The 26,291-nt window shown below is 58.8% G+C and carries 20 protein-coding genes and 1 pseudogene; 12 read left to right on the top strand and 9 right to left on the bottom strand.

What is annotated here, in order from left to right; all coding sequences use genetic code 11:
- The 5 genes from WBR25_RS07935 to mnmL all read right to left on the bottom strand — a co-directional run bounded on the left by WBR25_RS07935 (position 1) and on the right by mnmL (position 7,129).
- Positions 1–753 (bottom strand): transglutaminase-like cysteine peptidase, encoded by a 753-nt coding sequence (locus WBR25_RS07935; protein ID WP_235671900.1) that lies wholly within the window; start codon positions 751–753, stop codon positions 1–3.
- A gap of 135 nt (positions 754–888) precedes the next feature.
- On the bottom strand, positions 889–2,214 hold the full coding sequence (locus tag WBR25_RS07930; protein ID WP_005359768.1) for a TolC family outer membrane protein: 1,326 nt from the start codon (positions 2,212–2,214) through the stop codon (positions 889–891).
- Between the two features lie 37 nt (positions 2,215–2,251).
- The gene (locus WBR25_RS07925) at positions 2,252–3,685 is read right to left on the bottom strand and encodes an HlyD family type I secretion periplasmic adaptor subunit (RefSeq protein WP_005350982.1); all 1,434 of its coding nucleotides are present in this window, start codon (positions 3,683–3,685) and stop codon (positions 2,252–2,254) included.
- Complete coding sequence (locus WBR25_RS07920) at positions 3,678–5,822, bottom strand: type I secretion system permease/ATPase (protein ID WP_005350980.1); 2,145 nt, start codon at positions 5,820–5,822, stop codon at positions 3,678–3,680. Before WBR25_RS07920 ends, WBR25_RS07925 begins: the two co-directional genes overlap by 8 nt.
- 377 nt (positions 5,823–6,199) lie before the next feature.
- Entirely contained in the window at positions 6,200–7,129 is a 930-nt protein-coding gene (gene mnmL / locus WBR25_RS07915; RefSeq protein WP_479749670.1) for a tRNA modification radical SAM protein MnmL/YtqA, read from the bottom strand.
- Positions 7,130–7,740: 611 nt separating this feature from the next.
- Here mnmL and gltB point away from each other — a divergent pair.
- Both gltB and WBR25_RS07905 read left to right on the top strand, forming a co-directional pair.
- Positions 7,741–12,198 (top strand): glutamate synthase large subunit, encoded by a 4,458-nt coding sequence (gltB, locus tag WBR25_RS07910; protein WP_479749669.1) that lies wholly within the window; start codon positions 7,741–7,743, stop codon positions 12,196–12,198.
- A 12-nt stretch (positions 12,199–12,210) separates the two neighbouring features.
- A complete protein-coding gene (locus WBR25_RS07905; protein ID WP_201946056.1) occupies positions 12,211–13,626 on the top strand; it encodes an FAD-dependent oxidoreductase in 1,416 nt (471 codons plus the stop codon).
- 75 nt (positions 13,627–13,701) lie between these two features.
- Here the strand turns inward: WBR25_RS07905 and WBR25_RS07900 are convergent, their stop codons facing one another.
- Entirely contained in the window at positions 13,702–14,280 is a 579-nt protein-coding gene (locus WBR25_RS07900) for an O-methyltransferase (protein WP_158110686.1), read from the bottom strand.
- A gap of 287 nt (positions 14,281–14,567) precedes the next feature.
- Between WBR25_RS07900 and WBR25_RS07895 the strand changes: the two genes are divergently transcribed.
- Positions 14,568–15,863, top strand: coding sequence for a DEAD/DEAH box helicase (locus WBR25_RS07895; protein ID WP_005337380.1), 1,296 nt, complete (start codon positions 14,568–14,570; stop codon positions 15,861–15,863).
- Positions 15,864–15,961: 98 nt separating this feature from the next.
- Positions 15,962–16,612, top strand: coding sequence for a DUF2913 family protein (locus WBR25_RS07890; RefSeq protein WP_127006442.1), 651 nt, complete (start codon positions 15,962–15,964; stop codon positions 16,610–16,612).
- Positions 16,613–16,706: 94 nt separating this feature from the next.
- On the opposite strand, the gene WBR25_RS07885 is transcribed toward WBR25_RS07890, so the two are convergent.
- From WBR25_RS07885 to WBR25_RS07875, 3 genes are all read right to left on the bottom strand, one after another.
- Entirely contained in the window at positions 16,707–16,946 is a 240-nt protein-coding gene (locus tag WBR25_RS07885) for a FeoC-like transcriptional regulator (protein WP_005350974.1), read from the bottom strand.
- A complete protein-coding gene (feoB, locus tag WBR25_RS07880) occupies positions 16,943–19,213 on the bottom strand; it encodes a Fe(2+) transporter permease subunit FeoB (protein WP_479749668.1) in 2,271 nt (756 codons plus the stop codon). The genes WBR25_RS07885 and feoB overlap by 4 nt, the downstream gene beginning before the upstream one ends.
- Positions 19,214–19,340: 127 nt before the next feature.
- Positions 19,341–19,568 (bottom strand): FeoA family protein, encoded by a 228-nt coding sequence (locus tag WBR25_RS07875; RefSeq protein WP_005337384.1) that lies wholly within the window; start codon positions 19,566–19,568, stop codon positions 19,341–19,343.
- 119 nt (positions 19,569–19,687) lie between these two features.
- Between WBR25_RS07875 and WBR25_RS07870 the strand changes: the two genes are divergently transcribed.
- The 8 genes and pseudogenes from WBR25_RS07870 to WBR25_RS07835 all read left to right on the top strand — a co-directional run bounded on the left by WBR25_RS07870 (position 19,688) and on the right by WBR25_RS07835 (position 26,038).
- On the top strand, positions 19,688–20,017 hold the full coding sequence (locus tag WBR25_RS07870) for a translation initiation factor (protein WP_447734677.1): 330 nt from the start codon (positions 19,688–19,690) through the stop codon (positions 20,015–20,017).
- Between the two features lie 259 nt (positions 20,018–20,276).
- Positions 20,277–20,834 (top strand): TMEM165/GDT1 family protein, encoded by a 558-nt coding sequence (locus WBR25_RS07865; protein WP_005337386.1) that lies wholly within the window; start codon positions 20,277–20,279, stop codon positions 20,832–20,834.
- A 164-nt stretch (positions 20,835–20,998) separates the two neighbouring features.
- Positions 20,999–21,936 (top strand): annotated as a pseudogene (locus tag WBR25_RS07860) (DUF2157 domain-containing protein).
- On the top strand, positions 21,929–22,933 hold the full coding sequence (locus WBR25_RS07855) for a DUF4401 domain-containing protein (protein ID WP_479749667.1): 1,005 nt from the start codon (positions 21,929–21,931) through the stop codon (positions 22,931–22,933). The pseudogene WBR25_RS07860 and the gene WBR25_RS07855 overlap by 8 nt, the downstream one beginning before the upstream one ends.
- Positions 22,930–23,448 (top strand): GDYXXLXY domain-containing protein, encoded by a 519-nt coding sequence (locus WBR25_RS07850; RefSeq protein WP_346197230.1) that lies wholly within the window; start codon positions 22,930–22,932, stop codon positions 23,446–23,448. Before WBR25_RS07855 ends, WBR25_RS07850 begins: the two co-directional genes overlap by 4 nt.
- 71 nt (positions 23,449–23,519) lie before the next feature.
- Positions 23,520–24,266 carry a substrate-binding periplasmic protein gene (locus WBR25_RS07845; RefSeq protein WP_064336340.1) on the top strand — a complete coding sequence of 249 codons (747 nt, stop codon included), beginning with the start codon at positions 23,520–23,522 and terminating at the stop codon, positions 24,264–24,266.
- 130 nt (positions 24,267–24,396) lie between these two features.
- On the top strand, positions 24,397–25,143 hold the full coding sequence (locus WBR25_RS07840; protein ID WP_279464879.1) for a substrate-binding periplasmic protein: 747 nt from the start codon (positions 24,397–24,399) through the stop codon (positions 25,141–25,143).
- A gap of 139 nt (positions 25,144–25,282) precedes the next feature.
- Positions 25,283–26,038 (top strand): substrate-binding periplasmic protein, encoded by a 756-nt coding sequence (locus WBR25_RS07835; protein ID WP_042083703.1) that lies wholly within the window; start codon positions 25,283–25,285, stop codon positions 26,036–26,038.
- Positions 26,039–26,291 lie beyond the last annotated feature (253 nt).

Below are 26,291 nucleotides of genomic sequence, written 5' to 3'. Positions count from 1 at the left end.
TTAATCATCCAAATTCACCACTGGCCGAGCCAATCGCCCCGAGGTCATGCGATTGCGTAAATCATTCCATAATCCCAAGCGGGATGATTGACCAGCCAGTTCCCCTTGGCCCCGTGCCTTCATCAACCACAAGTGACTACCGTTAAAACTGTAAATAGGCACCAGATCACGCCGCTGTGTGGCTGGGCGAATCGAGCCTATCAAATTATCCAAAATAACCGGAACGGAAGAGGGTGTCTCATAATATGCCACCACCATGTGAAACTGGTTGTAATCAAGAGCCTTAACGTACACCATCCGCATTTTATCATCCGGGATCCCAAGCTCGAGCAGCGTAGAGTATTTGGCGATACTGAAATCTTCACAGTCTCCCCCGGCGGCTCCCAAAAATTCTAGCGGGGTTGCCCAATAATCCTTTTTGCGCCACAACTTGATATCGTCAATAAAACGCATCCGATTGAAAAAATTATTTACCCGCTCAAGCTTTTTTTCTTCGCTTAGGGCCCTGCCCTTCGTCTCCATGACCAGCATACGCCAACTGGTTACACGCTTGCCGGCTCTGGCGCCATAGGTCTGCTCCGCTCGCTTGATCAAGTTGAGATCTTCCTGTGGCAGAGGCTGACTGGCACAGAGCAGAAGTGAGAAGGGTAACAGCAGGATCCATAAGGAGTGGCGCAGAGCGCGTAAGGATCGGTATCTCCATTCATTAAGAAGATAACCCCATCTGCCGCCGGTTCCGCGCTGGAGTGTCACGTCATATTCCTGCTGCATTATTGCTGCTGCACTCCTCAAAGCCCTTGCAACCATCTGCTTTAGCCAAACATGGTGACTGCCAGCAGCTGTCACCATGTTGGCGTTCATGATCCCTGCGGGATCATGAACAAACGGTTATTGCCTGGCCTGCCATTCAGCGGGTTGTTTGACGCTAAATGCATTGAGCAGACTGCCTGTCGCGTTGAGAATGCGATAGTCCGCCAGCAGTGCATCATACTCGGCAGTGATATAGCTGCGACGCGCCTCGAACAGTTCGTTCTCGGTGTTCAATACGTCCAGCAATGTCCGTTGACCCAACCCAAACTGCTTCTTGTACGCCTGTACGGTGTCATAGCTGGCGTCAACATGCTCTTTCAGGAAGGTCTTTTGCTTGGCCAGCGACTCTTTCGCGTTCCAGGCCAGACGAGTGCCTTCCTCTACTTGGCGGAACGCATTCAAATGAATGTCTTTCGCCTGAGAGTAGAGCGCCGATGTTGCATTGCTCTCTGCCACATCAGAACCGCCACGGAACAGGTTGTAACGCATCCGCACCATGGCGGTCAGATCATCGTTGCGCCCTTTGACCGCATCGATATCCTCATTCCAGTTCTGATCGACCTCGAATGTCACATTGGGGTAGAAACCGGATTTGGCACCTTCATGTTGATACTTGGCCGCTTCGATATCCTGCAGGGAAGAGAGCAGGGTCGGGTGGACTTCGGTCGCTGTTTTCAGCGCACTATCGAGGCTGGTCGGGATAAGCTCGGTATTGGGAACCGGCTGTACCAGATCTTTGGGCACCTCGTTCACGACACGAATAAATTCACTCTCTGCGTCGCGATAGTTGTTTTCAGCAGCGGCCTGATTTGAATAGGCCCGGGCAACACGACCTTCAATCTGGGTCTGATCCGCAGTAGAACCAAGCCCTGAATCAGTCCGCTTGCTGATGTCGCTGCGGATTTGTTCGTGGGTTTCCAGGTTCTGTTTGGAGAGTTCCAAAATCTCCTGCTGACGCAGCATATTGAGGTAGACCTCAGCTACTCGCAGCGCGGTATTTTCAGCTTCGGAGATCATCGCCAGACGCTGGGCATTGGCTTCAGCTTCGGTTCTGGAGACGTTGTTGCTGACATCAAAGCCATCAAACAACATTTGCCGCAGACTGAGTCCAGCCTCTTTGCGAGTCATGGAATCATCAATATTGCTGTTGGCGCTGGCAGCGCGGGTAGAAGGGCTGTCAGTTTTTTCATAGCCTACGCCGCCACGCAGATCGATCGTAGGATAATAGCCACCCTTGGCTCCATCATGCTGATAGAGTCGTGCCTGATACAGATCAAACGCTTCCTTTATCTTGGGATGCGTAGCAAGTGTCTGTGCCACCGACTCTTCCAGAGTCTGGGCCTGACCCAAACTCGGGATCAGGATGCAGCCACTGACCAGCATGGCAACAATCGTTTTTTTCATGTTATCTCCAGTCATGTTTTGTTTTTAGATTGTTGGCTTATCGTTCTCTCAGTGCCGACTGCTTTGCCCGTAAAATCGGCTTAAGCAAATAGTCTAGGACACTTTTTTTACCAGTAATGATATCAGCACTGGCTAACATACCGGGGATGATGGGAAGTGCGTTAAGCTCATCGCCCAAGTAACTCTTCTCTGTTCGAACCCGAACCAGATAAAAGGAGTTCCCCTCCTCATCCTGGATCGAATCAGCACTTATCTGTTCAACCTTGCCATGCAATCCTCCATAGATTGTAAAGTCGTAGGCAGTGATTTTGACGATGGCATCCAGCCCCGGTCGCAGGAAGGCGATATCTTTCGGTGACACCTTGGCTTCTACCAGCAAGGTATCCTCCAACGGCACAATCTCCATCAAATCCATGCCGGGCTGAACCACGCCGCCCAGGGTGTTGATCTTGAGTTTCTTGATGGTGCCCTTGAGCGGAGCAATCACGCTGGTCCGGTCAACTCTGTCTCGCAAGCCAACCTGCCCTTCTGACAACTGGCCAAGCCGCCCCTGCTTCTCATTCAGTTCAGTCTGGGAGTCTGCTCTGAACTTCAGCGCAATATCATTACGCTTGGAGATGGTCTCACGCAGTACCGAATTGAGTTTTGGAATCAGCAGACGGTTGCTCTCCAGCTCCCCCTGCATCTCGTTGACCTGCCGCTCAAGCTTGATTAGCTCCACTTGAGGCACTATACCCTCTTTCGCCAGCGGACGGCTAATATTCAGTTCCTGTCTGGCCAGATCCACACTGCGATTCACGGTGCGAATTTTGGCATTAAGTTCAATTAGCTCCTGCTCTTTCTGTTCGATTTGCTGACCAAGAATATAAAGCTGGTTCTTCAGGTTATTGAGGCGATCCCGCTGTACAGAGCGCTCACGGTGTGCGTATTCGGCAAAGACAGTTTCATAACCATCGGGAAACTGGATTGGCGCTTCACCTACCACGACCTGTTCACGCCACCCCAGTGCCGGGTCGTTTTTCACCTCGACGCTGGCCATCTCGGCGCGCAGACGGGCCACATCCCCCTTGAGGGTGACCACCTCTTGCTCCCTTTCTCTAAAGTCGGAGCGGAAACGGGTGTCATCAATGCGCAGCAGCGGCTGCCCCTTTTCGACGATATCCCCCTCTTTAACGAAGATCTCTTTGACGATCCCCCCTTCCAGGTTCTGGATCACCTGCAGCTGACGGGACGGAATAACCTTGCCCTGACCCACGGTGACTTCATCCAGTTCGGCCCAGGCCGCCCAGACGATGGCACTCATGAAAAAGAGGAAACAGCACCATAGCAGGATGCGAGCTCCGGTCGGCGTGGTCAGCAGTACAGCTGCCGCGCCGTCATCGACAAACTCCAGATGCTCGGGTGCTGGCAATACCTCGCCGGAAGGCGTCTTTTTGCTGCGCTTGAACCAGTCCATGAGCCCCTTAACCATGGGACACCTCCTGCACGCGTACCTTGCCTTCCTTCAACTGCTGCAACACCACCTCTTTGGGGCCATCAGCAACGATCTGCCCCTGCTCGATAACGATCACTCGCGATGCCACATCCAGCATCGAGGTTTTGTGAGTGATGAGGATCAATGTGGTTTCCGGGCCCAGTCTGGCGAGCTCCTGTTTGACCTGCATCTCGGACTGGTTGTCCATGTTGGAGGTCGGCTCATCCATCACCAGAATGGGGGGATCATTGAGCAGGGCGCGAGCCAGCAGGATCGACTGACGCTGGCCACCGGAGAGCTGACGCCCCCCCTCGCCTATCTGCCGATCCAGCCCGTTAGGATCCCGGTTGGTAAAGTTGGTGACACCCGCCCGCTTGGCTGCGCGCAAGACTCTCACATCATCCACCAGCGGATTACCCAGCATGATGTTGTCCCGCACCGATCCGAAAAAGAGAATGACATCTTGCGGAACACAGCCGATATTGCGACGGATCACCGCAGGTGGCAGTTGATCGAGTTCAAAACCGTCGATACGTACCGAGCCATCGGTCGGTCGATACAACCCCATCAACAGCTTCTCGAGGGTCGTTTTACCCGCCCCAATCCGGCCGATAATCGCCACCTTTTCGCCCGGCTGAATGCGCAAATTGATATTGTGCAGGGTGCTGGTTTCCATTCCCGGATATTTGAAGGAGACATTCTCGAATTCAATTCGACCGGCAATCACCGGATGATGGATATATTGCTTGCCCTCCTCCTGCTCTCCCGGGGTTTGCATGATTTTTTCCAGAATATCCAGTGCTGACTTGGCCTGGTTATAACGGGTCGACAACACGGAGAGTTGCACCATGGGCGCAATGGCGCGGCTGGAGAGCATCACGGCGGCAATCATGCCCCCCATGGTGACCAAACCTTCGGAGATCTGGTAAACACCGACGATCACCAGACCGACCGTCACCACCTGCTGGATATAGCTGGCCAGCGAGGACATGGAGTTGGTAATGCGGCGGGTCTGTACGCCCCAGGTGGAAATATGGGAGACGGCCTGCTCCCAGCGATGCTGGAACATGCTCTCGGCGCCGAAAATCTTGACGGTTTCCAGCCCGGAAATACTTTCAATCAGGTTGGCGTTCTTCTGGGACGCAAGGCGTGAACCCTCTTCGATGGACTGCTTGAGGGGCTCTTGAATATAGAAGCTGTAGGCGATGAGGATCAGCATGGCGACGATGGGAACCACCACCATTACGCCTGCAAACATCCAGATAATAAAAAGGAAGAAGACGGCAAAAGGCAGATCGATAAGAGTAGAAACCGTTGCAGAGGTGAAAAACTCACGCACCGATTCAAATTCCTGCAGATGTTTGGCGAACGCGCCAGTGGAAGCGGGACGAGACTCCATCCGCATGCCCATCACCTTGGCGAAAATCTTGGCGGACAGCAGCACATCAGACTTTTTACCGGCAATGTCGATAAAGTAACTACGCAACTGCCGCATCACAAAATCGAAGGTAAAGACCACCATGGCCCCGACCGCCAGCACCCAGAGTGAATCAAACGCCAGATTGGGCACAATCTTGTCATAGACGTTCATGGTGAAAAGAGGGCTGGCAATGGCAAACAGGTTGATAAGAATGGAGGCGATCAGCACATCGCGATAGATACCGCGGGATTCGAACAAGGTGCTCCAGAACCAGTGTCCATCACGGGTTTCCAGCACCTTGGGAGAGCGCTCGTCAAACTTGAACTGCTTCTTTACATAGAAGAGGCGTCCCAGATACTCATCACCCAACTGGGCTGCGGTCAGCCATTGCGCGGCATCACCGGCCTGCGGGAAAATCACTTTCCCCTGGCTGCGATCTTCGTTCCACTCCAGCAAAATGCAGGCGCCACCACTGCGCATCTGCAATACGCAAGGCAGCAGCAAGGGAGAAATATCGGCCAGTGGCTGGATCACTTCACGGGCGGATAACCCGCCCCGCTCGGCAGCACGGCAAAAGAGTGCGGTTGTCAGGCGTCCGGAGACCAGTGGCAACCCGGTCGTCAGGGCATCCTGACTGTTGGGCACACCATAAAAACGGGTCAAGAAGACCAGACACTCCAATAACTCATCAATACGACTTGTTTCTGCTTGCATAGCATCCTGTCACTGCATAAATGAGGTAGATAAGAGCGTTCATCGCTCATATTTCCCTGCTATAGCCACGCTAAAACCGAGTGGCCTTCCCGCTGATGAGACTGATCAGGGGATAAACCTGTCCAGATAGATCGCGACACTCATCCCCAATTTCCCGGAACAGCAGCAATGGCGGCATGATTCGTTATTGGTAAAAATAATCAGCTCATCACCACCATGCTAACACTGCAATCAGGGTGAATGTCGGAGTTAATTGATAATGACATTTATTATGGCGCACCACTATATCAACCGGCACGTACCAAAACTATAGTTTAGGGTATGAAGTTTTTTATATAACCCTATGTTTTACGTGAAAATAATAATCTGGTGCTCAATTATAGGTCAGGAAGTATGAAGGGTCTGCCCAACGCGTGACCTTGCGGGCCATTCAATGAGAGTGCTTTGGCAATGTCCGCCATGGCCGTCCAGCGATTTTCACACCAGGCTGGCGCCAACAGGGTTGGACGGCGCGCGGAGGCCGAAATCCGGTGATACACCACCTCGGGCGGCGTGTGCTGGATCATGGCAACGGCCGCTTCCACATACTGCTCCAGCGTCAATACCTCAAGCCGACCCGCCTGCCACGCTTTGCCAAGAGTACTACCCTCAACAACATGAAGCGGATGCAGCTTGATCCCCTCAACACCGGTCTCAACGATACGATGCAGGGTATCGAGGCTGTCCATCGGCACCTCCCCCGGCAGGCCGACGATCAGATGAGCACATACCTTGATGCCGCGCTGATGGGCACGTCTTACCGCATCCTCATAGGCGGCATAACCATGGCCGCGGTTGATCCGTTGCAGGGTCTTGTCATTGGCACTTTGCAGCCCGAGCTCCAGCCACACCTCGTAACCCCGGGCCTGATAGCCCGCCAACAGATCCAGCACCGCATCCGGCACGCAATCGGGGCGAGTGCCCACACAGAGCCCCACCATATCGCTCACTGACAGCGCCTCTTCATACATCCGCTGCAGATATTCGACCTCGGCATAGGTGCTGGTATAGGCCTGAAAATAGGCAAGATAGCGCTTGGCACGGGTGACTTCGTCCCGGCGAGCCAGCAGTTGTTGCACCACTGAGAGTTGCTGAGCCGACTCGTCGGCAAAAGAGGATACATTGCAGAAGGTGCAGCCACCGCGGCCCAGGGTACCGTCACGGTTCGGGCAGGTGAAGGCCCCGTGGATGGAGAGTTTGTGGATCATCTGACCATGACGCTGCTTGAGATCCTGACCGAATGTATTGACGAGTTCGTGTAACTGCATGACACCTCCGCTAAAGGAGCGCCATTGTACGAGCTTGCGCAAAACAGGGGCTGAGCTGGATCAAGCTAGCGGAGAGGGTAAAACATATAAATACCCGACCAATTTTGAATAAATATAGAGAAAAAGCGCAAAAAAAGGATTTTTACAGTTCTTTGACGATTCAAACAGTAAACATCCATATGAAAATGAGACCTGATAACCCACTGTTGAACAATGAGAAATTCAAAGAGACCCGACAGCACACAATTGCAAGCATGGGATATTGAAAATGTGATCCCTTCCGCTGTCGGCCACATCGGGTTGGTAAAATTACTACATTCACCCATCGTCGCCGAGCACACCATTGAGCCTGTCAATGGCGATATATTTAACCAACAAAATCAAACAACACAGAATAAATACTTCATAACTGCGAGCGAATCCCCCTAACCCGACATTTTGTTATGCGAATGTAACCATGAAGACAAACCTGACCTGCGATTGACCTCGCCAGAAAATCCCATTAGTTTGGAGATTCGCCACGTCAGGCAGACGGAACCACAAGAGCCAATCGCAATTTATGCAGTCAGGTGATGACTGTGCGATACAAGGCCGAGCAAGGGAGAAATGCAATGTCACTATATGATCCAAAGCTGGAGAGGGATAACTGTGGCTTCGGCCTGTTGGCCCACATGGAAGGGGAAGCCAGCCACAAGCTTGTCCGTCTCGCGATGTCAGCATTGGCTCGCATGCAGCACCGCGGCGGGATCTCCGCCGATGGAAAGACCGGCGATGGTTGCGGTCTGCTGCTGCAAAAACCGGACAGCTTCTTCAGAGCTGTCGCCGAGGAGAAGGGATGGCACCTTGGCCGCAACTATGCGGTCGGCATGCTGTTTCTCAACCCGGACCCCGTATTGGCCCAGGCAACTCGCGACATAATCGACGAGGAGCTGGAAAAAGAGACCCTGAGTCTGGTCGGCTGGCGCAAGGTGCCGGTCGATACCAACGTACTGGGTACTATCGCCAAAGCCTCCCTGCCCAGCATTGAACAGGTCTTTGTCAACGCCCCGCCCGGCTGGGTCGACAAGGATCTCGAGCGCCGCCTCTATATCGTGCGTCGCCGCATCGAAAAGCGCGTCAACGACGACTACTTCTACGTGGTCAGCCTCTCCAACCTGGTCACCGTCTATAAAGGGCTGTGCATGCCGGTGGACTTGCCGCGCTTCTATCTGGATCTCGCCGACATCCGTATGCAGGCAGCCATCTGCGTCTTCCACCAGCGTTTCTCCACCAACACCAGCCCGCGCTGGCCGCTGGCCCAGCCGTTCCGCTATCTGGCCCACAACGGCGAGATCAACACCATCGCCGGCAACCGCCAGTGGGCCAAAGCACGCAGCTACAAATTTGCGACGCCGCTGATCCCCGATTTGCAGGAAGCGGCCCCCTTCGTCAACACCACCGGCTCTGACTCCTCCAGCCTCGACAACATGCTGGATCTCTTCCTCGCCGGTGGTATGGACCTGTTCCGCGCCATGCGCTTGTTGATCCCGCCTGCATGGCAAAAACACCCGAACATGGATGACGACCTGCGCGCCTTCTACGACTTCAACTCCATGCACATGGAGCCGTGGGATGGCCCCGCCGGTATCGTCATGACCGACGGCCGCTACGCCACCTGCGCGCTGGACAGAAACGGCCTGCGTCCGGCCCGCTATGTCATCACCAAGGACAAGTTCATCACGCTCGCGTCCGAGGTCGGCACCTGGGACTACACCCCAGACGAAGTGCTGGAGAAGGGCCGAGTCGGCCCGGGCGAGCTGTTCGTGGTGGATACCAGCAACGGCAAGGTGTGGACCAGCTTCGAGATCGATGACGATCTCAAGACCCGCCACACCTACAAACAGTGGATGGACAAACATTGCCGCCGACTGGTCCCCTTCGAGCAGATGGACGACAGCCAGACCGGTAGCCGCGAGTTCTCCGACGACCAGCTGAAAACCTATCAGAAGTTGTTTGGTTACTCCTTCGAGGAGCTGGATCAGATCATCCGGGTGCTCGGTGAAAATGGTCAGGAGGCGGTGGGCTCCATGGGGGATGATACCCCGATGGCGGTGCTCTCCTCCGGCCCGCGCACCCTCTATGACTACTTCCGCCAGATGTTTGCCCAGGTGACCAACCCGCCCATCGATCCGCTGCGGGAAAACCACGTGATGTCGCTCGCCACCTGTATCGGTCGCGAGCAGAACGTCTTCAACGAGACCTTCGGCCACGCCCACCGGGTGCTGTTCCAGTCACCGATCCTGCTCTACTCCGACTTCCACCAGCTGCTGGCACTGGAAGGTGAGTACTACCGTCATCAGGTGATCAGCCTCAACTTCAAGCCCGAAGAGGGGCTGGAAGCGGCCATCGTGCGCATCTGCGAGGAGGCCAAAACCGCTGCAAAGAGTGGCACCGTGCTGCTGGTGCTGTCGGATCGCGATATCAGCGCCGATACCCTGCCGATCCCGGCCGCCATGGCGGTGGGCGCGGTACAGCGCACCCTGGTGGACAACAACCTGCGCTGCGACGCCAACATTCTGGTCGAGACCGCAAGCTGCCGCGATCCGCACCACTTCTCGGTGCTGCTGGGCTTTGGCGCGACCGCCATCTACCCCTATCTCGCCTACGAAACCCTGGCCAAACAGGTTGAAGAGGGCGTGCTCACCATGTCCCTGCGCCAGGCGATGGTCAACTACCGCAACGGCATCAACAAGGGGCTCTACAAGGTGATGTCCAAGATGGGCATCAGCACGGTCGCCAGCTACCGCTGTTCCCAGCTGTTTGAGGCAGTGGGTCTGGCCAAAGCCGTGGTCGAGACCTGTTTTCGGGGCGTATCGAGCCGTATTCAGGGAGCCGACTTTGCCGACATCCAGCAGGATCAGCTCAAGCTCGCCCGTCAGGCCTGGCTGGCCCGCAAGCCCCTCGCCCACGGCGGCCTGCTCAAGTTTGTTCACGGCGGCGAGTACCACACCTACAACCCGGATGTGGTGCAGACCCTGCAAACCGCGGTGCGCTCCGGCAACTATGCCGATTACAAGGAGTACGCCCGTCTGGTCAACGAGCGCCCGGTCTCTACCTTGCGTGACCTGTTGGCCCTGAAGAAGGTCGACAATCCGGTCGCGCTGGATCAGGTTGAGCCGGCCGACAAGTTGTTCCCCCGCTTCGACTCCGCCGCCATGTCCATCGGCGCCCTCGGCCCTGAGGCCCACGAGGCGCTGGCTGTTGCCATGAACCGCCTCGGCGGTCAAAGCAACTCCGGCGAAGGGGGCGAAGATCCCAAGCGTTTCGGTACCGAAAAGAACTCCCGCATCAAGCAGGTGGCTTCCGGCCGATTCGGTGTCACCCCCCACTACCTGATGAACGCCGATGTTGTGCAGATCAAGGTGGCGCAGGGTGCCAAGCCCGGCGAGGGTGGCCAACTGCCCGGTGACAAGGTCACCGCGCAGATCGCCCAGCTGCGTTATTCCGTGCCCGGCGTGACCCTGATTTCACCGCCGCCGCACCACGACATCTATTCCATCGAGGATCTGGCCCAGCTAATCTTCGACATCAAGCAGATCAACCCGAGCTGTCTGGTGTCGGTGAAACTGGTCTCCGAGCCCGGCGTCGGCACCATCGCCTGCGGCGTGGCCAAGGCCTATGCCGACTTCATCACCATCTCAGGTTATGACGGCGGCACTGGCGCGAGCCCCCTCACCTCGGTCAAATATGCCGGCTCCCCGTGGGAACTGGGTCTGGCTGAAACCCAGCAGGCGCTGGTCGCCAACGGTCTGCGCCACAAGGTGCGGCTGCAGGTGGATGGCGGTCTCAAAACCGGCCTCGACATCATCAAGGCGGCCATCCTCGGCGCCGAGAGCTTCGGCTTTGGCACCGGCCCCATGGTGGCGCTCGGTTGCAAATACCTGCGTATTTGCCACCTGAACAACTGCGCCACCGGCGTTGCCACTCAGGATGAGAAGCTGCGTCGCGAGCACTTCACCGGCCTGCCGGAGATGGTGATGAACTACTTCAAGTTCATCGCCGAAGAGACCCGCGAGCTGATGGCCCAGCTCGGCGTCACCCAGCTGACCGACCTGATTGGCCGCACCGATCTGCTGGAAGCCCTGCCCGGCCTCACCGCTCGTCAGGCCAAGCTGGATCTCTCTGGCATTCTGGCCCGTCCGGTAGCACCTGCAGGCTCCAGCCTGTTCAGCCAGCAGCACAACCCCACCTTCGACAAGGGGCCGCTCAACCTGAAAATGGTGGAAGATCTGCTGGATGCGGTGGAAACCTCAAGCGGTGGCGAGTTCCGCTACGACATTCGCAACACCGACCGCTCGGTGGGTGCGCGCCTCTCGGGCGAGATCGTCAAACGTCACGGCAATCAGGGGATGGCGGCGGATCCGGTCAAGGTGCACTTCAACGGTACCGCGGGCCAGAGCTTCGGCGTCTGGAACGCGGGTGGCCTTGAGATGATCCTCACCGGTGACGCCAACGACTACGTGGGCAAGGGGATGACCGGCGGCAAGCTGGTGATCAAGCCCCATGTCGGTGTGGCGTTCAAATCCCATGAAGCGGCCATCATCGGCAACACCTGCCTCTACGGCGCCACCGGCGGCAAACTCTACGCCGCGGGCACTGCCGGCGAGCGTTTCGCGGTGCGCAACTCAGGCGCCCTGGCGGTGGTCGAGGGAATTGGCGACAACGGTTGTGAATACATGACCGGCGGCATCGTCACCGTGCTCGGTCAGACTGGCGTCAACTTCGCGGCAGGCATGACCGGCGGCTTTGCCTACGTGCTCGACGAGTGCGGCAACTTCGCCAAGCGCACCAACCCCGAGCTGGTAGAACTGCTGGACGTGGCGGATCTCGCCATCCATCAGGAGCACCTGCGCGGCATCATCACGGCGCACCTCAATGAGACCGGCAGCTCGCGCGCCGAGGAGATCCTGGCCAACTTCGACTCCTATGTGCCCAAGTTCAGGCTGATCAAACCCAAGTCCAGCGACGTGAAATCGCTGCTGGGTCACACCAGCCGTTCCAGTGCAGAACTCAGAATCCAGGCGCAATAAGGAGGGAACCCTATGAGCCAGAACGTATTTCAGTTTATCGATGTCCAGCGGGTCGACCCGCCCAAGAAGCCGCTCAAGATCCGCAAAATCCAGTTTGTGGAGATCTACGAGTCCTTCAATCAGCCGCAGGTACAGATGCAGGCGGATCGCTGCCTCGAGTGCGGCAACCCCTACTGCGAGTGGAAGTGCCCGGTCCACAACTACATCCCCAACTGGCTGAAGCTGGCCAAAGAGGGGCGCATTCTGGAGGCGGTGGAGCTCTCCCACCAGACCAACAGCCTGCCGGAGGTGTGTGGCCGGGTCTGCCCGCAGGATCGCCTCTGCGAGGGCTCCTGCACCCTCAACGATCGCTTCGGCGCGGTGACCATCGGAAACATCGAAAAATACATCACCGACAAGGCGTTCGAGATGGGCTGGAAGCCGGATCTCTCGAACGTGGTCAAGACCGGCAAGCGGGTCGCCGTCATCGGCGCCGGCCCTGCGGGTCTTGCCTGTGCCGATGTGCTGGCACGCAATGGCGTTACCCCTGTGGTGTTTGACAAATATCCGGAGATCGGTGGCCTGCTCACCTTCGGCATCCCCTCCTTCAAGCTGGAAAAAGAGGTGATGCAGCGTCGCCGCGAGATCTTCCAGGGGATGGGCGTGGAGTTTCGTCTCGAAACCGAGGTGGGCAAGGACATCACCTTCGCCGATCTGCTCGGCGAGTTCGATGCGGTCTTCCTCGGGGTAGGCACCTACAAGTACATGAAGGGCGGCTTTGCCAACGAAGAGGCGCCGGGCGTCTATGATGCCCTGCCCTACCTCATCGCCAACGCCAACCGGTTGCTGGGCTTTGAGAAGGCGCAAGCCGACTATATCGACTTCGCCGGCAAGCAGGTGGTGGTGCTGGGCGGTGGCGATACCGCCATGGACTGTGTACGTACCGCCATCCGTCAGGGGGCCGCCAAGGTGATCTGTGCCTATCGCCGCGACGAGGAGAACATGCCGGGTTCCAAGCGGGAGGTGAAAAACGCCCGCGAGGAGGGGGTTGAATTCATGTTCAACCTGCAACCGGTAGCTGTCGAGCTGGATGCCCATGGTCGCACCGTCGGCATCAAGGTGGTGAGCACCGAGCTGGGTGAACCCGACGCCAATGGCCGCCGCAATCCGGTGATCATCGAGGGCTCCGAGCAGGTGCTGGCTGCCGATGCGGTGGTGATGGCGTTTGGCTTCCAGCCCAACCCCCAGCCCTGGATGGCGGAGTTCGGCATCGAGCTCGACAACCGGGATCGCATCAAGGCCCGCGAGCAGGCGGAGTATGCCTTCCAGACCAGCAACCCCAAGGTGTTCGCCGGTGGCGACGCGGTACGTGGCTCCGATCTGGTGGTGACCGCCATCTACGAAGGGCGCAAGGCGGCCGAAGGGATCATGGACTATCTGGCGGTCTGATCCGACCGACCAAGACCCTGATGCGCTTTCACAATCAGCCTCGCCAATGCGAGGCTGATTTTTTGTAGCTACCCCCTACAAACGCACCACCAGCCACTCCCCCTTGCCGACCGGCACCAGCGAGGTGGCAAAGGCCGGATCCTGCCCGACCTCGTTCATCCACTCCACCATCTCGCTGCGATGGGAGATAGCGTTATCGACCACCAGCAGGCCACGGGGTGCCAGCAGGCGGCGGATCTGCGGCCACCATGCCCGGTAGTGCTGACGATCCGAATCGAGGAAGATGAGCTGATAGCCGCCTTGCGGCAAGGTCGGTAACAGCTCACTCGCATCCCCTGCCAGCAAGGTTACCCAGGGGGCCAGCCCTGCCCGCTGAAAATTGTCATGGGCCAGCACGCGCTTATCCTCATCCAGCTCAATGGTGGTCACGTGCCCCTCCAACCGACGCACCGCTTCTGCCAGCCAGAGTGTGGAGTAACCATTGGAGGTGCCAATCTCCAGCACCGCCTGCGCCCCACGGGTCTGCACCAGCACTGACAGCAACTCCCCCGTGTCGCGGGTGATATTGAGCAGCTTGCGGTGTCGAGCCTGCTGCATGCTGTCATTGCGCTCGCCAAGCTGCTCCAGCTGGCGTTTTAACTGTTCCAGTTCCATCAATATCCCTTTCGTCCTTGCCCAAAACCGTTAGCCCACACCTCCAAGCTTGGCATTTGGGAGTCAAATGATTGCTTTCAACCACCATTCACACCACAAAGGATGAGAAAAGGACAACCATTTGAGGCAGAATTTGTGACGTCTATCTGTTACACTTCGCGCCCGCCATTTTCCGGCTCACTCTCTGACTTGATGTCAGGCGCAGCCGTCGGTGGTTACAACCTCCGTCTCGCTCATGCCGAGCTAACCAAGCCAAACACAGCCCAGCTGGAACACAGGAACCCATTATGAGATTTGAATCGTTCGATTTTGCCCCCGAGATTTTGCGTGCTGTCTCAGATTGCGGTTATCAGGAGATGACCCCTGTGCAGCAACAGGCGATCCCGGCCATTCGCCGTGGCCGCGATGTGCTGGCCAGCGCCCAGACCGGTACCGGCAAGACCGCCGCCTTCGCCCTGCCCATCTTGCAGCGTCTGGTAGACAATCCGGCTCCGGTCCAGCCTTCCAACGCCCGTGTGCTGATCCTGACCCCGACCCGCGAGCTGGCGGCTCAGGTGGCGAGCAACATCAATGACTTCGCCAAGTATCTCGATATCACCACCATCACCATCGTCGGCGGTGGCAAGCAGGACGTACAGGCCAAGAAGCTCAAAGCGGGCGCTCACATCATTGTGGCCACCCCGGGCCGTCTGCTGGAGCACCTCACCGCCTGCAACCTCAGCCTCTCCGGCGTCGAGTGTCTGGTGATGGATGAAGCGGATCGCATCCTCGACATGGGCTTCAGTGCCGATGTGCAAAAGATCCTGCAAGCGGTCAACAAGACCCGTCAAAACCTGCTCTTCTCCGCCACCTTCTCCGACGCGGTGAAGAAGCTGGCCAACCTGATGCTGGACAGACCGCAGATCGTCAGCGTCAACAAGCAGAACTCCACCGCCGACACCGTCAGCCACACCGTCTATCCGGTCGAGCAGAAGCGCAAGCGCGAGCTGCTCTCAGAGCTGATTGGCAAGCAGAACTGGCAGCAGGTGCTGGTGTTCGCCAGTACCCGCGAGAGCTGTGATGTGCTGGTCGAGGAGCTGAATCTCGACGGCATCAAGTCCGCCGTTGTCCATGGCGAGAAGGCCCAGGGCAACCGTCGCCGCGCCCTGCGCGAATTCATGGAAGGCAAGGTACGGGTACTGGTCGCCACCGAAGTGGCCGCCCGTGGTCTGGACATTCCGGATCTGGAATACGTGGTCAACTATGATCTGCCGTTCCTGGCGGAAGATTACGTGCACCGCATCGGCCGTACCGGTCGTGCCGGCAAGCGCGGCATGGCCATCTCCTTCGTCAGCCGTGAAGAGGAGCGTACCCTGCTGGAGATCGAGGCCCTGATCGGCCAGAAGATCCGTCGCATCATGGTACCGGGCTATGAGGTGAGCAGCCGTGACGAGCTGATCAAGCAGTTGCAGGAGCGTCGCCGCTTCGGCAAGCGCCCGCAGCGTGAAGATAACGCCGTGGCTCAGGTGATGGCCGAAGCCAAGCTGCAGGGTCAGCGCCTCAAGCGTCTGGCCGCCGCCAAGAAGCCCCGTCAGCCGAAATAAGGCGGGCAGTTGCTCTATTGAACCGCAAAGGCGCCACTGGCGCCTTTGCCATCTCTGTCATCGGTGTTGACCCCTGGTGGTCAACTCAAGGATTGCTTATGACCTCTCCTACCTACAATCAGGCCCTGCTCGAGATGGCCACCCAGAGCCTGGCCGAACTGGCCCGCACCGCCGAGCAAAAGGCGGGCAAGCGCACTCCGGCGCAAGAGAGCCACTTTCTCTGCACCTGGATGGCCGACTCCCTCAAGGAGAAGCGCTTCTCCCGTCTGGTGATGGAAGATTTGAAAGCTTGGGTGCAGCTTGGCCGCACTCTGGGTGCGGGCGCCGATCTCAAGGGATTGCTGGAGCGCATCGCCTTCCAATACCAGTGCGCCATGACCAATCCGCAGCAATTGGGAGCCAAGCTGGCTGCCCTGCTGGAGGAGCTCTCAGCGGCAGGCTGGCTGGTGCTGACCGAGAGCGAGGTGAACGCCAAGCTGCGCCTGCAATCGGGCGGTCAGGCGAGTCTGGTGGTAAGCCATAGCGAATATGCAGGCCATATCGAGGACGGTGAGCTTGTCAAACCCCTCACCCTCTATGTGCGCGGTGACGAGAAGGTGCTGGCCGAGGCGGCCTTCAAGCACGGCCTGCTGCTGAGCCAGGGCAACAAGAAGACCACCCTGGTCAAACATCACAAGGCCTACCGGCTGATGCCAGACAACGCCCAACCGGCGCTGGCACTGCTGAGCGAGGCTCGCCAGAGCGCCTGATCCCGCCTGTTTTCAGCAATAAAAACGGCAGACCCTTGAGCAGGATCTGCCGTTTTTTATTGTTCGATCTTTGGTGATGAGGTTGGGTAGTCGTTTAGCGGATCTTGATGCCAATCTGGCCCGCGTCACACCACTCGAACATCACCTCCTCGCTCTTGCCGCAGCAACTGCCACCACAGACCCGACTCTCGCGCTTGATGACCCGCCCCTTGCGCATCCAGACGCCGAGCATGGCCTCCACCGCATCTTCCGAGGTGTGGAAATGGCGAGCCAGATCGCGCCGGCTCACCTTCTGCTGCGCGGCGAGGTAATCCCCCAGCTCGCGCAGGATCATAAGGTCACCACCTTGCGGGCGACGATGTCACCGTGACGGCGACCGGCCCACCAGAGCAGTACCAGAGAGAGGCCGTAGCTGGCGATCCAGAACAGGCTCTTCTCCGGATGAGCGGCAAAGGTCGCGACCTGATAGAAGAGGGTCGCGCACATAAAGGCCATATAGTTGCACCAAGCGGCGGTAAAGAGCGCCCACTGACGACCGGTTTCCCGCACCAGCGCGCCCATGGCGGCGGCGCAAGGCATGTAGAGCAACACGAACAATAGGTAGGCAAAGGCACCGGCCGCCCCGTCGAAGTGGGTCTGCATGTTGCCGTAGGTGGAGACATCCACCTCCTGCGCCTCGGCGGCAGCTTTCTGGTCGTCGAGGTTGCCAACATCAAGCCCCATGGGGTCGCTCGGGTTGATCTCCGCCAGATTGGCCGCCACGGCATCGATCGCCTCGTGGAAACTGGCCACCAGCGAGAACTCGCTCTCCTCCTCTTCACCACCACCACCGGCGTAGAGGCTGTTGAGGGTACCGACCACTGCCTCTTTGGCGAAGATACCGGTGACGATACCGACCGTGGCCTGCCAGTTGTCATCGCGTACACCTATGGGGTGCAGCACCGGGGTCACCGCCTGGCTGATTTTGCTCAGCACCGAACTCTCCTGCTCCTGATGGCCAAAGCTGCCATCGGTACCCAGGGAGTTAAGCACGCTCAGCACGGCGACCACCAGTACGATGGTTTTACCGGCGCCAAAGACGAAGGATTTGAGCTTCTGCCAGGTCTTGATGGCAACGTTGACCGGACGCGGCCACTCGTAATCCGGCATCTCCATCAGCATGGAGTCGCTCTTGCCCGGCAGCAGGGTGCTGCGCAGCAACAGGCCGGTGAGCACCGCCACCAGAATGCCGATGAGGTAGAGACCGAACACCAGGTTCTGACCTGACTCGGGGAAGAAAGCCACCGCAAACAGGGCGTAAACCGGCAGACGGGCACCGCACGACATGAAGGGGGCCATGGCGGAGGTCATCAGCCGCTCCCGCTCGGAGTTGAGTGTGCGGGTCGCCATCACCGAGGGGACGGTACAGCCAAAGCCCATCAGCATCGGCACGAACGCCTTGCCCGGCAGGCCGAGGCGGCGCATCAGGGCATCCACCACGAAGGCGGCGCGGGCCAGATAGCCTGAACTCTCCAGCACCGCGAGGAAGAGATAGAGGCAGCCAATCACCGGAATAAAGGTGGCCACGGTCTGCAAGCCGACACCAAAGCCGTCTGCCAGAATGGCGCCCAGCCACTCGGGGGCATTGACCAGCCCCAGCAGGTGGTGCACCCCATCGACAAACAGGGCGCCGCCCATGATGTCGAAGAAGTCGATAAAGGCGCTGCCGACGTTGATGGCAAACAGGAACATCAGGTACATGACAAACAGAAAGAAGGGGATGCCAATCCAGCGATTGAGCAGCACCCGATCCAGCCACTCGCTCTGGGCCTCGGTGAGCTTGCCCTTCTGCTGACGAGCCTGTTGTACCCACTGGTGGATATGGCCGTAGCGAATATCCGCCAGTTGCAGGTCGATATCCTGTCCCTGATGGGCGCGAGCTACCACATTGGCTGCGGCCGCCTGCTGACCGGGCAGCAGGGTCTCCTGCATCACCGCATCCTCTTCCAGCAGGCGCAGGGCGCGGCCACGGGTAGTGAGGTGATGCGGGGCGAGCAGGGTCTCCAGCTCCGCCAGATCGGTTTCAAGCGCGTGGCCGTAATCGAGCTGCAAGGCGGCTTGCGGCTGACCGATAAACTGCCGGATCTGCTGCTTGAAGGCGGCAACCTGCTTGCTGTTGTGGGCAGAGAGGGCCACCACCGGGCAACCGAGGGATTTGCCGAGCTTGCTCTCGTCGATGACGATGCGGCGCTTTTGCAGGATATCCAGCTTGTTGAGCACCACAACCATGGGCAGGCCCAGTTCGCGCAGTTGCAGCGTGAGGTAGAGGGAGCGCTCCAGATTGGCGGCGTCGATGACGTTGAGCAGCAGGTCGGGCTGTTGGCCCTGGGTAAAGCGGCTGGCGATCTGCTCGTCCAGACTGCCATCCTGACTGGCCAGGCTATAGATGCCGGGCAGATCCATCAGCTTGAAGTGATGCTCACCCGCGCTGAACTCACCCATCTTCTTGTCGACGGTGACGCCACTCCAGTTGCCTACCTGCTGGCGGGCGCCGGTCAGGGCGTTGAACAAGGAGGTCTTGCCGCTATTGGGGTTACCTACCGTTACCAGGGAATAATTCATACCAGCTCTACCTCTATTTTCTTCTGAACCCGCCGCGCGTGTGGCAAGCCGCTTTGCAGGTTCGACTTCTTGTCTCTGAACCGCTCCCGGTGACGTTTCTTGGCCGGAGCGGCAGCCGAGCAGGGGGTTATACCGGCTCGACTTCTATTTGCTGGGCCAGACTCTTTTGCATGGAGAGACAGATCCCCTGGCACTGGATCTGGAGCGGGTCCCCCAGGGGGGCGGAGCGCAGATAGATGACTTCAGTCTGGGGCAACAGGCCCATCACCATCAGTTTGCGGCGCAGCGGCCGGGCGAGCTGATTCATATTCTTGATGCGAGCACTCTGTCCCGGTGACAACTGCGTGAGTACCATGACTGACTCCTGAAGTTAAACAATAATAATTCGCTTTTACTTGGGGCATTATAAGCTGTGTCTTCAACTTTTATTTGAGTAAAATCAAACTCCGCTTAGCTAACCCATAAAGTAATGCCATGAGTCACGACAACAACAGCCGCCTCGTTTACAGCACAGATGGCGGCATGATCAAGGAGCAGATCGCTCCCCAATCCGCCTCCCCCTTCCCCACCGACGGCACCGTGCGCATTCGCCGCGAGACCAAGGGGCGCAAGGGCGCCGGGGTGATCACCATTCATGGCGTACCCGCCGATCAGCAAAAATCCCTGGCCACCCTGCTCAAGAAAAAGTGCGGCACCGGTGGTGGTATCAAGGAGGGAGTGATCGAGATCCAGGGGGATAAACGGGACCTGATCAAAACCGAGCTGGAGAAAGCCGGTTTCAGCGTCAAGCTGGTGGGTGGCTGATCCCCTTGTCACTCATGCGGTTTTTCCCTAGAATGCCCGCTCCCATCGAGGGGGAGTAGTCTCGCACGCCGGTGCCATCCATTGCATGAATACCGGTTTGCGACCCTGATCAACATACTTGGTGCCAAATCACCATGGTCAGGGTGATCCATGCCAGCCATGGATTTGACAAGACCTTTGACGGGCCAGTGCCAATACCGGGGACGGATGGCGCAGGCTTGTCTTTGGTTTATAACAATTCCGTCCCCCGGTCATTTTTATGGAAGCCTTGTTAACCTCAACCCTCAGCGTCGCTATTGCCGAAATCGGCGATAAAACCCAGCTGTTGGCGTTGCTGCTCATCTGCCGTTTTCGCAAGCCCTGGCCCATCATCGCCGGCATGCTGGCGGCTACCCTGCTCAACCATGCGGGCGCGGCCTGGATTGGCGAGTTCATCAGCCGCTGGCTCGATCCCAAGATAATGACTTGGCTGGTCGCCATCGCCTTTATCGCCATGGCTATCTGGATTTTGGTGCCGGACAAGATGGATGACGAGGAGAGCTCGCTGGATAAATACGGCCCCTTTATGGCCACCTTCGTGCTCTTCTTTATTGCCGAGATCGGCGACAAGACCCAGATCGCCACCGTGCTGCTGGCCGCCAAGTATGACTCGCTGGTGCAGGTCATTACCGGTACCACCCTCGGCATGATGCTGGCCAACGTGCCTGTGGTGCTGATCGGCAAGCTGGGGGCAGACAAGCTGCCGCTCAAGGGGATCCGCATCGCCTGCGCCATCCTCTTCGTCGGCCTCGGGGTGAGCACCCTGATCTTTGCCTGATCGCCTTTTCCGCTGACCAAGCCCTCCCCTGTGGAGGGCTTTTTTGTTTACTGCTGTGTCTATTGCGTAACCCGCTGTCGCAACCACCTGCCGCAGAGCCAAGGGGCAGTGCACGGTTGCGGGGACCTCATGCCATAATGGGGCAAACCTCGTGGAGTCCCCCCATGCACAACGTATCAAGAGAGACACTTCTCGAATGGGTCAAACAGGGACGGCTGGCGCCAGAGAAGCTGGCGGACGCCCTGACCCTCGCCGATCTTCCCCCCCATCCGGCGCGCTGGCAGTGGCTGTTTGACCGGCTGCTGCTCTGGCTCGGTGCCCTCTGCATCGGGGCTGGCCTCATCTTCTTCGTCGCCTTCAACTGGCAAGAGCTGGGCCGGGTCTCCCGCCTCGCCCTGCTGGAGGCACCGCTGCTCGCCATGCTGCTTCTGCTGTGGCGAAAACCGCTGGGGGATACCCCCGTCAGGCACTGCTGCTCGCTATCGCCCTCAATATCGGCGCCCTACTGGCGCTGGTGGGTCAAACCTACCAGACCGGCGCCGATCCTTGGCAGCTGTTCGCCACCTGGGCGCTGATGCTGGTTCCACTGGCGCTATTTGGCCAAAGTCCCCTGCTCTGGACCTTGAGCTGGCTGCTCGGCCAGCTGGCGCTGGTGCTCTACTGGCGGCTCGGTTTGTTCACGTTCTTCTTTACCTTCGATGAAGAGGGATTGGGCTGGTGCCTTACCCTGCTCAACGCCGCCCTCTGGGGTCTGCTTCTGCTGGCGCCAAACCGCTGGCGCCTGATGCCAAGCTGGCTGGCGGGCCTTGCCGCCGGTCTGGGAGCCACCCTGCTCACCCTGCTGGCGCTGTTTGATGCCGCTTCCCCGCTGGTGTGGCCGCTCTGGCTTGGCTGGCTCGCTGCGGCCTATGCCCTTTGGCATCATAGATTTATCGCCGGACTCGCCATGGGGTGCCTCAGTCTGATTGCCGTCATCCTCGCGGCGCTGGGCAAGTGGATGGAGCCCGACATCAACGGCTTCTTGCTGCTGAGCCTGATTGCCATCGGCCTTTCGGTCACCGCCGCCCGCTGGCTGCAACAACAACGGAGGTCTCATGAGTGATCTGACCCTTTGGCAAGCACTGCAACAGGCCAATCTGGTGGAAGGGGATCAGCCCCGTGATACCCACCCCCACTGGTCGAGCCGCTTTCTGCTGGGGCTGGTGGGCTGGATTGCCGCCCTGTTCCTGCTCTTTTTCCTGTTTCTCACCTTCGAGCAGCTGACCCGCGAGGCCAACAGTGCCATGCTGCTCGGGGCCGTTCTGCTGGCGGGGGCCTACGCCCTCAATCGCAGCCAAAGCGGCGATCTCTGGGATCAGTTCGTGCTGGCCCTCACCCTGGCGGCCGATGCCTGGCTGCTCTATGGCCTGCTCGATCAGCTGGACCTTCATCACGCCCTGCTCTGGTTTGGGTTGTGCCTGCTGTCGCTCGCCATCGCAGTGCTGTTCGATCACTGGCTGGTGCGGCTGTTTCACAGCGTGGCGGCGGCCCTGCTGCTCACCCTTGGCCTTGCCTGCCTCGGGCTGCAACTGCTGGCCCTGCCGCTGGTGATGGCGGCCATCACCTTCTGCTGGCTGCGGGCAGATAGGGATCCAGAGCGCCACCAGCTCTACCACTCCATCACGCTGGGGCTCGCCCTCTCCCTGCTGGTGCTGGGACGTCTGCACCATCCGCTCTGGGATGGCGGCAGCAGCGTGCTGGACGAGCTGGGGCTGTCCCGCCTGCCGAGCTGGCTCAATCCCCTGATCTGCGCCGCCCTGCTGCTGGCGGTGATGGTGAAGCTGAGGCTCCCGCTGCTGTTTGGCCTGCCACTGGTGCTGATCAGCGCCATCATCCCCGGCATGGGGGCAGGCGCACTGGTGCTGATCCTCGGCTTCTATGCCGGTAGTCTGGGGCTGATGACCCTCTCGGCCCTGCTGCTGCTCGGTTATGGCTCGCTCTATTACTACGATCTCGGGCTCACCCTGATGACCAAATCCTGGCTGCTGCTGGGCTCCGGCATCCTGCTGCTGGGGGCCCGCCAACTGCTCACCACCTTTGCGGCAAGGAGCGACTCATGAAACCAGTCACCCGACAACTCGCCCTGTTGCTGAGCGGCCTCGCCATCCTGGCAGGCATCAATGCCACCGTCTGGCGCTATGAGCACGCCATGAGCAGCGGCGAAGTGGTGCTGCTGCGGCTCGCTCCGGTCGATCCCCGCTCTCTGATGCAGGGGGATTACATGCGGCTCAACTATGAAATTGCCCGCGAGCTGACCAGCCGCGACGCCCAAACTACTCAAAACAAGGGCAGCGACACCCTGGTGATCCGCCTCGATGCCCATCAGGTGGCCACTCTGGTGGCCGATGGCAAACCGGATCGGCTCGCCAGCGATGAGCGGCTATTGCAGGTGCACCAGAGCGAGCGGCAGTGGCAGATCGGCCCCGATGCCTACTTCTTTGAAGAGGGCACGGGGGAGCAGTACGAAGCGGCCCGCTACGGCGAGTTCCGGCTGCAAGCCGATGGCAAGACCCTGCTGGTGGGGCTGCGGGATGAGGCCTACCAGCCCATCGGGCAGACCCGCGCCCGCTGGTAACGGCAGTGAGTGGCTATTTACTCTGTTCATGGTCACACTCAAGGGAAGGTTGATCGCTAAGGATGTTCCCAATGAGGATATGGCTGATCTGTCATCTGTTGCTGCTCTGCTGGGCCTCGACGGCCCGGGCTGATCTGGGCAAGCTCGAGTACCTCACCGAAGAGTACCCCCCCTACAACTTCAGCGATCCGCAAGGCCAGCCCACCGGCCTTGCGGTCGATCTGCTGCAGATGATCTGGCAACACAGCGGCGTGACGCCCCAGCCGGTGCGCATCCTGCCCTGGGCGCGAGGTTATTACTTGCTAACCCAGAAGCCCAACGTGGTGCTCTTCTCCACCGCCCGCACCCAGGCACGGGAAGATCTCTTCAAGTGGGTCTGCCCCATCGGCTACTCGGAGTACATACTGCTGGGCCGCAAAGCGCAGAACATCACCCTGACCGCCTTCGATCAGATGAGCCAATACAAGATCAGCGCGGTGCGCTCGGACGCCGCCGAGCAGCTGCTGCTCAACAACGGCATGGATGACAACAACATCATCCCGGCCAACCGCCTGTCGCAGGGGTTGAAGATGTTGCTCTCCGGCCGCGCCGACCTGCTCGCCACCAGCAAGCTGGCGGGATATGACGCCATTCGCGAACTGAAGCTCAATAGCGATGACTTCAACGTGGCCATGGTGCTGAGCGCCGAGCAGCTCTGCTACGCCTTCAGCCGTCAAGTACCCGACAGCGAGATCACCCTCTTTCAGCAGGGCCTGACCCGCGCCCTCGCTTCGGAGGAGTTTCGCAAATTGCAGGCCAAATACCTGCCGGTGCGCTGAGTACTCACTCACCCGATGGGCAGCGGTTCGCTGCCCATTTTATTGATGAAAGATGCAATAGAGGTGGCTAGCTATTCCCGCCACAAGCAGTCAAACTGGGCTACATAGTTGATTGCGAAGGATCTTTCCCGTGCGGACATGGCACCTACCTCATCTGCTACTGCTCTTGTGGGCCACCTTCGCGCAGGCCGATCCGGGCAAGCTCGAGTATCTGAGCGAAATCTCTCCCCCGTTTAATTTCAGCGACCAGCAAGGGATGCCGACCGGATTGTCGGTAGAGCTGATGCAGCTTATCTGGAAAGCGCGCGGCGTGTCGCCCCAGCCCATCCGCATTATGCCCTGGGCCCGGGGCTACAACCTGCTGCAACAAAAACCCAATGTGGTGCTGTTTGCCACCGCCCGCACCCCGCAGCGGGAAGCGCTCTTCAAGTGGGCCTGCCCCATCGATCACTCGGAGTTTGTGCTGCTGGGGCGCAAGGCGGACAACATCACCCTCGACTCGGAGGCCGAGATCAGCCGCTACAAGGTCGGCGTGGTGCGCTCTACCGTCTCCAAACAGCTGCTGCTCGAGCGCGGTATCGATGAGCGCCAGCTGATGCTGGCCAACCGCCTCACCCAGGCGGCCAAAATGCTCACCTCCGGTCGCGCCGATCTCTTTGCGACCAACAAGCTGGCGGGCTATCAAACCCTGCAGCAGCTCGGCTTCAAGCCGGATGACTTTCATGTCGCCTTCGTGCTGGATGCCAGACCGCTCTGCTACGCCTTCAGCCGTCAGGTGCCCGACAGCGAGGTCGCCCTCTTTCAGCAGGCGCTGACCCAGGTCGTCGCCTCGGCGGATTTCTCGGCCCTGCAAGCCAAATACCTGCCGCTGCGCTAACGCCCTGATCGCCGCCGACATTGGGCGCGGGACGGGACTGTGCACCCGAGCTTTTTTGCCAAACATGCTCCGTCGCCTTGGCGAAATCGGCCAGCTTGGTCACACTTGAGCAGATATTCCCTTGATCAGGATGGCAAAAATGAAACCATGGATTGGATTGGCCGGGGCGCTGCTGGCCACCCTCGCACAGGCGAGTCCTGAGCTCGGCAAACTGCACTACATCACCGAAGAGTACAAACCCTACAACTACGCCGATGCCAGCGGCGCCCCCACCGGCCTCGCAGTCGAGCTGCTGCAACTGGTGTGGAAAAAGACCAATACACCGGCGCAGCCCATCACCATCATGCCGTGGGCCCGCGGCTACTACCTGCTGACCCAAAAGCCCAATGCGGTGCTCTTCTCCACCGCCCGCACCCAGGCGCGGGATCCCCTGTTCAAGTGGGCCTGTCCCGTCGGCTATATCGAAGTCGTGCTGGTAGGGTTGGCCGAGCGCAATATCACCATCACCAAGCTCGACGATGCCAAGGCGTTCAATATCGGCGCGGTGCGGGCCGATGTGGGGGAGCAACTGCTGCTCAACAACGGCTTTGACGAGACCAGGCTGATGACTGCCAATCGGCTATCACAAGCGCTCAAGATGCTCACCTCCGGCCGGGTTGATCTGCTGTCAACTCACAAGACCACCATGGAGATGCTGGTCGCAGAGCAAAAGATCGACCCAGCCAGCTTCAAGGAGCAGTGGGTGCTGAGCTCGGAGCAGCTCTGCTTCGCCTTCAGCCATCCGGTGAGCGACGAGCTGGTCAAGGAGTTCCAGACCGGCTTGACCCAGGTGCTGGCAAGCAGCGAATACCCGCTGCTGCACAGCAAATACTTCCCTACCCCCGCCGCCAAATAGCGGCGTCGAGCGCCAATAACAAGGGGCCCACTGCGGGCCCCTTCGCTTTTTTCCGTTTGCGCTCCACTCTATTTACCGGTTGCGCTCCCCTCGCAGCGTCAACCCACCGCCCCGCCACGACCAAACCCCGGCAACCAACAACTAATCACTAATTAATAAAAGTTTGTGCCAGCGCAAAAAATCACTCTTTTCTGATAGTTAGCTCATCAAAACCATAGATAAGACCACTCTGGCTCCGTAATATGGCGACGGG

Source organism: Aeromonas sp. MTB (genome assembly GCF_056632455.1).
The sequence above is the reverse complement of the archived record's forward strand: the minus strand, read 5'-3'. Positions and strand labels throughout refer to the sequence as shown.

Bases quoted from the DNA above. Each gene is read 5' to 3' on its own strand.
- WBR25_RS07930 (WP_005359768.1), bottom strand. From the start codon at position 2,214: ATGAAAAAAACGATTGTTGCCATGCTGGTCAGTGGCTGCATCCTGATC.
- WBR25_RS07925 (WP_005350982.1), bottom strand. From the start codon at position 3,685: ATGGTTAAGGGGCTCATGGACTGGTTCAAGCGCAGCAAAAAGACGCCT.
- WBR25_RS07920 (WP_005350980.1), bottom strand. From the start codon at position 5,822: ATGCAAGCAGAAACAAGTCGTATTGATGAGTTATTGGAGTGTCTGGTC.
- mnmL (WP_479749670.1), bottom strand. From the start codon at position 7,129: ATGCAGTTACACGAACTCGTCAATACATTCGGTCAGGATCTCAAGCAG.
- gltB (WP_479749669.1), top strand. From the start codon at position 7,741: ATGTCACTATATGATCCAAAGCTGGAGAGGGATAACTGTGGCTTCGGC.
- WBR25_RS07905 (WP_201946056.1), top strand. From the start codon at position 12,211: ATGAGCCAGAACGTATTTCAGTTTATCGATGTCCAGCGGGTCGACCCG.
- WBR25_RS07900 (WP_158110686.1), bottom strand. From the start codon at position 14,280: ATGGAACTGGAACAGTTAAAACGCCAGCTGGAGCAGCTTGGCGAGCGC.
- WBR25_RS07895 (WP_005337380.1), top strand. From the start codon at position 14,568: ATGAGATTTGAATCGTTCGATTTTGCCCCCGAGATTTTGCGTGCTGTC.
- WBR25_RS07890 (WP_127006442.1), top strand. From the start codon at position 15,962: ATGACCTCTCCTACCTACAATCAGGCCCTGCTCGAGATGGCCACCCAG.
- WBR25_RS07885 (WP_005350974.1), bottom strand. From the start codon at position 16,946: ATGATCCTGCGCGAGCTGGGGGATTACCTCGCCGCGCAGCAGAAGGTG.
- feoB (WP_479749668.1), bottom strand. From the start codon at position 19,213: ATGAATTATTCCCTGGTAACGGTAGGTAACCCCAATAGCGGCAAGACC.
- WBR25_RS07875 (WP_005337384.1), bottom strand. From the start codon at position 19,568: ATGGTACTCACGCAGTTGTCACCGGGACAGAGTGCTCGCATCAAGAAT.
- WBR25_RS07870 (WP_447734677.1), top strand. From the start codon at position 19,688: ATGAGTCACGACAACAACAGCCGCCTCGTTTACAGCACAGATGGCGGC.
- WBR25_RS07865 (WP_005337386.1), top strand. From the start codon at position 20,277: ATGGAAGCCTTGTTAACCTCAACCCTCAGCGTCGCTATTGCCGAAATC.
- WBR25_RS07855 (WP_479749667.1), top strand. From the start codon at position 21,929: ATGAGTGATCTGACCCTTTGGCAAGCACTGCAACAGGCCAATCTGGTG.
- WBR25_RS07850 (WP_346197230.1), top strand. From the start codon at position 22,930: ATGAAACCAGTCACCCGACAACTCGCCCTGTTGCTGAGCGGCCTCGCC.
- WBR25_RS07845 (WP_064336340.1), top strand. From the start codon at position 23,520: ATGAGGATATGGCTGATCTGTCATCTGTTGCTGCTCTGCTGGGCCTCG.
- WBR25_RS07835 (WP_042083703.1), top strand. From the start codon at position 25,283: ATGAAACCATGGATTGGATTGGCCGGGGCGCTGCTGGCCACCCTCGCA.